Genomic DNA, 6,000 nt, shown 5'->3' with positions numbered 1-6,000 from the left:
TCAAGCTCAAGCTAAAAGGCCTGAGTCCTGTAAGGTACAGAACTCAGGCCTGGCAAGCCTAGCAGCAAACTGTCCAACTTATTGGGGTCAGTTCAAAGCGGCCGTGGATGAATTTTCGTAGGGTGGGTTCGCCGAAGGCAACCCGCCATGCAGATACAGAGGTTGATGCGTTGCTTCGCGAACGCATCCTACGCGAACGCACCCTACAGCTGCGCCTACTTGCCTTCTTCCGCCTGTTCGTCCCAGGCCGCCTCGATGTCGGCCGGACGGACACAACTGCGGTCGCGATAGCTGGTATGCAGCAGGTGGTGCGCCTTCTCCGAGTGCGGCGCCCCCAGGAATTCGGCATACAAGCGCTGCACCTGCTGGTTGTTGTGCGACTGGCGCGCCTTGGTGTGGCGATCGATGTCGTACAGCGTGGCTCGACGCTTGAGCGCGTACGGCAGGTACGCCTTCTTGGAACGCAACGTGCCGCCGCCGTCGACACAGCCGCCCGGGCAGGCCATGACTTCGACGAAGTCGAAATCCATGCGCCCGGCACGGATCTCCTCCACCAATTCCCGCGTGCCTTTCAGCCCGTGGCACATCGCCACTTTGATCTCGCCGAACTCTCCGCCAAGGTTGACGTGTGCGGTGCGCACGTTCTCGAAGCCGCGCAATTGACCGATTTCCACATGCTCCAGCTCTTTGCCGTTGACCACGTAGTACATCGTGCGTAACGCCGCCTCCATCACCCCGCCGGTGGTGGCGAAAATCGCGCCGGCGCCGGAGTACTCGCTCATATACGGATCGTCGTAGGCCGATGGCTCCATATGCTTGAGATCAATCCCTTCGCGCCGCAGCAGATGGGCGAACTCGCGCATGGTCAGTACGACGTCCACATCCGGCCGACCGTCGTGACCGAGCTCCGGCCGGCGCGCCTCTTCCTTCTTGGCCGTGCACGGCATGATCGACACCACGCGCATGTTCGCGGGCTCGATGCCGCGCCGTTCGGCCAGATAGGTCTTGGCGATCACGCCCAACGTCTGCTGCGGCGAGCGCGTCGACGACAACATGGGGCGCATGTCCGGATAGTGTTTCTCGATGAAGGTGATCCAGGCCGGACAACAGGAGGTAAAAGTCGGGCTTTTCTTTTGGCGCAGCCGGCCCAAGAGTTCCGTACCCTCCTCCATGATCACCACGTCGGCGCCGAAGTTGGTATCGAGAATGATGTCGGCGCCGAGCTTGCGCAGCGCGGCGATGATCTGCCCCTCGACATTGAGTCCCGGCGGCAAGCCGAACTCCTCGCCGAAGCCGACACGAATGGCCGGCGCCATCTGGAACACCGTGGTGATGGCCGGATCGGCCAGATAATCCAGCACCTCCTGGGTCTGGTCGCGCTCCGACAGCGCGCCGGTCGGACAGACCATCACGCACTGACCGCAAGTCACGCAGGGCGACGGCTCGACCGAACCGCCCTTGAGGCGAATACCGGCGGTACTCCCCCATCCGGCCAACTCCAGCGAATCGATGTTTTGCACGTTACGGCACACCGCCACGCAACGCTGACAGCGAATACAACGACTACGGTCGTAGATGATCGCCTGTCCCTCGTCCACCGGCTCGTCGTTCTCCCATCCCTGCGTGTAGTGGAAGCGCACCTCGGTCAAACCGACCGAGTTAGCGACCGCCAGCAGCTCGCAATTGCCGTTGCGTTTACAGGTCGAGCATGACTGATGATGATCGGCCATGGTCATTTCCAACTGCAGGCGCCGCATCTCTTGTACTTTGGCACTGCGTGTCAGCACCTGCCACCCCTCCTGCAGCGGGGTATCGCAAGCGGTCAAGTAGCGCGTGGGCACGCCGTCCGCCTGCACTTCCACCAGACAGACCCGGCACGTGCCGGGCGCGTGGTCGATATCGTTGAGCTCGCACAGTGTCGGAATAAAGATGTCGTGCTCGCGCGCCACCTGCAAAATGGTCTGCCCGGGCTTGAACTGGTAACTTTGTCCATTGATCGATGCTTGCATGGCGGCCTCCTTACTCGGCGTGCGCCAGCGGGCGCGCGGTCGAAAGCGAATAAACGCGATAGCAACGCAGGCAGCGCTTGGCTTCTTCGTAGGCGGCCGCTTTGCTCAGACAGCCATCCACTTCTTTGAAATGGCGCACTCGCGTCTCGGCCGGCAACTCCGGCACATGCGCCCGCTCGCGCGGCGACGGCGGCACCGCCACCGGCTCGTCAAGCAGCAGCTTGTTGGCCGCCAGCAGTTGCTGCATGCGCGCCTCGGGCTTGATGACGACATCGCCGGTCAGCAGGTATTCGCGGATACTGGCCGCCGCCCGGTCACCATGATCCAGCGCGTTGACCAGGGTCAATGGGCCGAGTACGCAGTCGCCACCGGCAAAAACGCCACGCCGGGTCGTTTCCAGCGTATCCGGATTGACCGTGATGCAGTGCCACTTATCGAGCTGAATGCCGTCTTCGGGTCGCAACACCGCCCGGTCGACCTGCTGACCGATGGCGGCGACCACCAAGTCGCAAGGCATCACGTGTTCGGTGCCCGGCACCGGTTCGACCCCGCGCCGGCCGCGCGCGTCGAGCTCGGTTTGGCGCATGGTCAGCAGTTCCACCCCCACCACCCGACCATTTTCGATCACCAACGACGACGGATTGCTCAGGCAGTGGAAATGGATGCCCTCCTGGCCGCAGGCGATCACTTCATCGCGCTCGGCCGGCATATCCTCGACAGTACGGCGATAGACCAGATGCACCGAGCGCGCGCCCATGCGTTTGGCCGAGCGCACGCAGTCCATCGCAACGTTACCGCCGCCGACCACCACCACGTCGCCGGTCACGTCGTACGGCAAACCGTATTCGACGAATTTATGCACCTTGAGCAGAAAATCGACGCCGGACACATAGCCCGCCAGCGACGGATCTTCGTTCTTCACGCCAAGCAGCGTGCCTTGGCTGGCGCCATAACCCAGGAAGATCGCCCGATAGCCCTGCGCCCACAACTCGTCCAAGGTGAAGTCGCGGCCGAGTGCCTTGTCGAAGAAGAAGCGACCGCCCAGATGGCGGATCAGGGTTTCGGTTTCCGCCTTGAGGACGTCCTTGGGCAGGCGGTAACTCGGAATCCCGACCGAGGCCATGCCGCCGGCCGACTTCTGCGCATCGAACAGGTCGACCTGGAAGCCGTCGAGCAACAGCTTGTAGGCACAGGTGATACCGGCCGGCCCGGCGCCGATCACCGCCACGCGCTCATCGCGCCGGACGTCAGGCAACGGAATTTCCAGCGCCTTACCGCCCGACAAAGCCACGTCGGCGGCATAGCGCTTGAGCATGCGGATACCGACCGGCCCGTCCACCGCCTTGCGGCGGCAGGCGTCTTCGCAGAAACGCACGCAAACACGGCCGCAGGTGGCGGCCATCGAGTATTTTTCCAGCACCACGCCCAGCGCATAGTCGAATTTGCCGCCCTTGACGCCATCGATGTACTTGGGCACATCCACCTTGGACGGACACACTTCGATACAAGGCGCGGTGGTATAGCTGAAATGGCCTGGCGTTTGCGCGCACTGCGCCACCGTCAGCGGGCGGAATTGGTCGCGAAACTCGCGTAGCGCCTGCCACAACGCCTTAGCACAGGTCTGGCCCATGCCGCACAGCGAGGTCTCGGTGACCTGCAGCGCCAGCGCCTCCATTTCATCCAGCACCTCGGTGCCGGCTTCGTCGTAGGCAAAGACATGCAACAGGTCGCGCAAACGCTGCGTACCGACGCGGCACGGCGTACAGCGGCCGCAGGACTCCTGCGCCGCGCGCGTCATGTGCTGTAGGAAGACTTGGGCCAGGTTGGCCCCGCCGTCGAACACCAGGAAACCGCGGTCGGCGATGAAAGCACGCGTGGGATTGTCAGGCATCAGCGCCTCAAGCCCGGCGACCACCGTAACCGGCTCGGCTGGCGCCTTGCGGCGATAGTCATACCGCTTGCCATCCCATATCCCGTATAGCGGATAAGTCATGGAAAACCCTTTCGGGGGAAAGTTAACTCGCGAGGGGCACGACAGCCGAGAAAACCGGCAGCGCACGCGCCAAACCGGACAGCTTTGCCACAAATCATAGGCCAGCGGGTTAGCGATTTTGTTGATATGCCACAAGGCTTATGATCCCAGCCGCGCCAGGGCTTTCCTCGGCAGCGCTTTTGTTTTACTGTGCCGCACCGAACACCATACAAAATCGTCCATACCGATGCGCACGCTGCTTAGCCAAACCCTGACCTTCGACCGCAACCAGCCGCCCAATTGGCGTCGCGCACTGCGCGTGTCCATCGCCATCGGCCTGCCGCTGTTCATCGCCATCTGGCGCGGCGAATTTCTGCCGGCGGTCTACGGCGGCGTCGCCGGTTTGTACTCGATGTTCGTCGACAACGGCGGGCCGACCGCCGAGCGCCTGGTCGCCATCGTCTATATGACGGTGGGCATGCTGTTGTGCGGCATCGCCGGTTACGTCGGCCGCTGGGTGCCGGGTGCGCCGCTGGCCTTCCTGCTGGCATTCTCTTTGTTGGCCGGCTGGCTGCAGGGTACCGGCACTTCGGTCGAGTTGATGAGCAAGTACTGGCTGATCGCCTTTCTGTTCGGCAACAGCGATCCGCGGCTGTCGCCGCTGGCCGGCACCTACCTGCTCTTGGGCGGTCTGACCGGCATCTTGTCGGTGCTGATCGACCGATGGCTCGCCGGCCGCCCGGAAAAACAGTTCGGGCCGATGCTGTTCGAAGCCATCAGCCGCCTCCTGCGCCGGCGCCATAGCAACGGCTATTTCACCTTCTACTTCGCCAGCAAGATCCTGGCCGGCTACGCCGTCGGCTACGGCCTGGGTTTGACCCGCGCCTACTGGGTGCCGCTGACCATCGCCATCGTCACGGTCTACGACCCGCAATTGAGCATCGCCAAGCTGATCCAGCGCTTGGCGGGCTCGCTCTTGGGCTCCTTGGTCGGCTGGGCGGTACTGACCTGGTGTCACGACGACACGTGGCTTGCGCTGATTTCGGTGCTACTGGGCGCCGGCACCGCCCTGCTGCTCAACCGCAGCTACTGGATGGCCGTGGTACCGATCACCGCATTGGTCATGGTCTTGCTCGACTTCGGTTATCCGCAGGCATCGACCCTGCTTGCCATCGCCCGGGTGGAGAACTCCATCGTCGGTTGCGCCATCGCGGGCCTCGGCGCCCTGATCTACATCCGCTTGCAACCTTGGCTGCCGCGCGAAGGACGGCGCGCGAAACGGCGATAGCCAAGGCCAATCGATAGATTAAATACAATCAAATATACGCATCAATAGTTTCTCCATATCATGCATAGCAACACGACGGCAAACGCCGAACTTGCTCAACCCGATAGGAGAAACACGATGTCCACCTCGCTGATCAACACCGAAATCAAGCCCTTCAACACCACCGCCTTCCACAACGGCAACTTCGCGCCGGTTTCCGACGCCGACCTGAAAGGCAAGTGGTCGGTGGTCTTCTTCTACCCGGCCGACTTCACCTTCGTCTGCCCGACCGAGCTGGGCGACCTGGCCGACAATTACGCCGAATTCCAGAAGATGGGCGTGGAAATCTACTCGGTTTCGACCGACACCCACTTCACCCACAAGGCCTGGCACGACAGCTCGGACACCATCCGCAAAATCCAGTACCCGATGCTGGGCGATCCGACCGGCACGCTGTCGCGCAACTTCGGCGTGATGATCGAAGAAGAAGGCCTGGCCGAACGCGGCACCTTCGTCATCGACCCGGAAGGCAAGATCCAGATCATCGAGATCAACGCCGGCGGCATCGGCCGCGACGCCAGCGAGCTGCTGCGCAAGGTCAAGGCCGCGCAATACGTCGCCAGCCACCCGGGTGAAGTCTGCCCGGCCAAGTGGAAGGAAGGCGAAGCCACCCTGGCTCCGTCGCTGGATCTGGTCGGCAAGATCTAAAGCAGTCGTTGGTGCGTTGCTTCGCGAACGCACCCTACGCCCGC

4 protein-coding genes are annotated in these 6,000 nt (G+C 62.6%); 2 read left to right on the top strand and 2 right to left on the bottom strand.

Features of this window, described 5'->3' with window-relative positions; all coding sequences use genetic code 11:
* Window positions 1–215 precede the first annotated feature (215 nt).
* Both DFP86_RS16780 and DFP86_RS16775 read right to left on the bottom strand, forming a co-directional pair.
* Window positions 216–2,009, bottom strand: coding sequence for a [FeFe] hydrogenase, group A (locus DFP86_RS16780; protein WP_133683391.1), 1,794 nt, complete (start codon window positions 2,007–2,009; stop codon window positions 216–218).
* A 10-nt stretch (window positions 2,010–2,019) separates the two neighbouring features.
* Window positions 2,020–4,002 carry an FAD-dependent oxidoreductase gene (locus tag DFP86_RS16775; protein WP_133683389.1) on the bottom strand — a complete coding sequence of 661 codons (1,983 nt, stop codon included), beginning with the start codon at window positions 4,000–4,002 and terminating at the stop codon, window positions 2,020–2,022.
* A gap of 226 nt (window positions 4,003–4,228) precedes the next feature.
* Here DFP86_RS16775 and DFP86_RS16770 point away from each other — a divergent pair, with 226 nt between their 5' ends.
* Both DFP86_RS16770 and ahpC read left to right on the top strand, forming a co-directional pair.
* The gene (locus DFP86_RS16770; protein WP_133683387.1) at window positions 4,229–5,269 is read left to right on the top strand and encodes an FUSC family protein; all 1,041 of its coding nucleotides are present in this window, start codon (window positions 4,229–4,231) and stop codon (window positions 5,267–5,269) included.
* 117 nt (window positions 5,270–5,386) lie between these two features.
* Window positions 5,387–5,956 carry an alkyl hydroperoxide reductase subunit C gene (gene ahpC / locus DFP86_RS16765; RefSeq protein ID WP_133683385.1) on the top strand — a complete coding sequence of 190 codons (570 nt, stop codon included), beginning with the start codon at window positions 5,387–5,389 and terminating at the stop codon, window positions 5,954–5,956.
* Window positions 5,957–6,000: the final 44 nt, after the last annotated feature.

Origin of the sequence: Paludibacterium purpuratum, from assembly GCF_004363805.1 — a bacterium.
GTDB classification, from domain to species: domain Bacteria; phylum Pseudomonadota; class Gammaproteobacteria; order Burkholderiales; family Chromobacteriaceae; genus Paludibacterium; species Paludibacterium purpuratum.
This window is presented reverse-complemented; position numbering and strand designations above follow the sequence as displayed.

Coding starts and splice junctions, on each gene's coding strand:
- DFP86_RS16775 (WP_133683389.1), bottom strand. CDS start 4,002: ATGACTTATCCGCTATACGGGATATGGGATGGCAAGCGGTATGACTAT.
- ahpC (WP_133683385.1), top strand. CDS start 5,387: ATGTCCACCTCGCTGATCAACACCGAAATCAAGCCCTTCAACACCACC.
- DFP86_RS16770 (WP_133683387.1), top strand. CDS start 4,229: ATGCGCACGCTGCTTAGCCAAACCCTGACCTTCGACCGCAACCAGCCG.
- DFP86_RS16780 (WP_133683391.1), bottom strand. CDS start 2,009: ATGCAAGCATCGATCAATGGACAAAGTTACCAGTTCAAGCCCGGGCAG.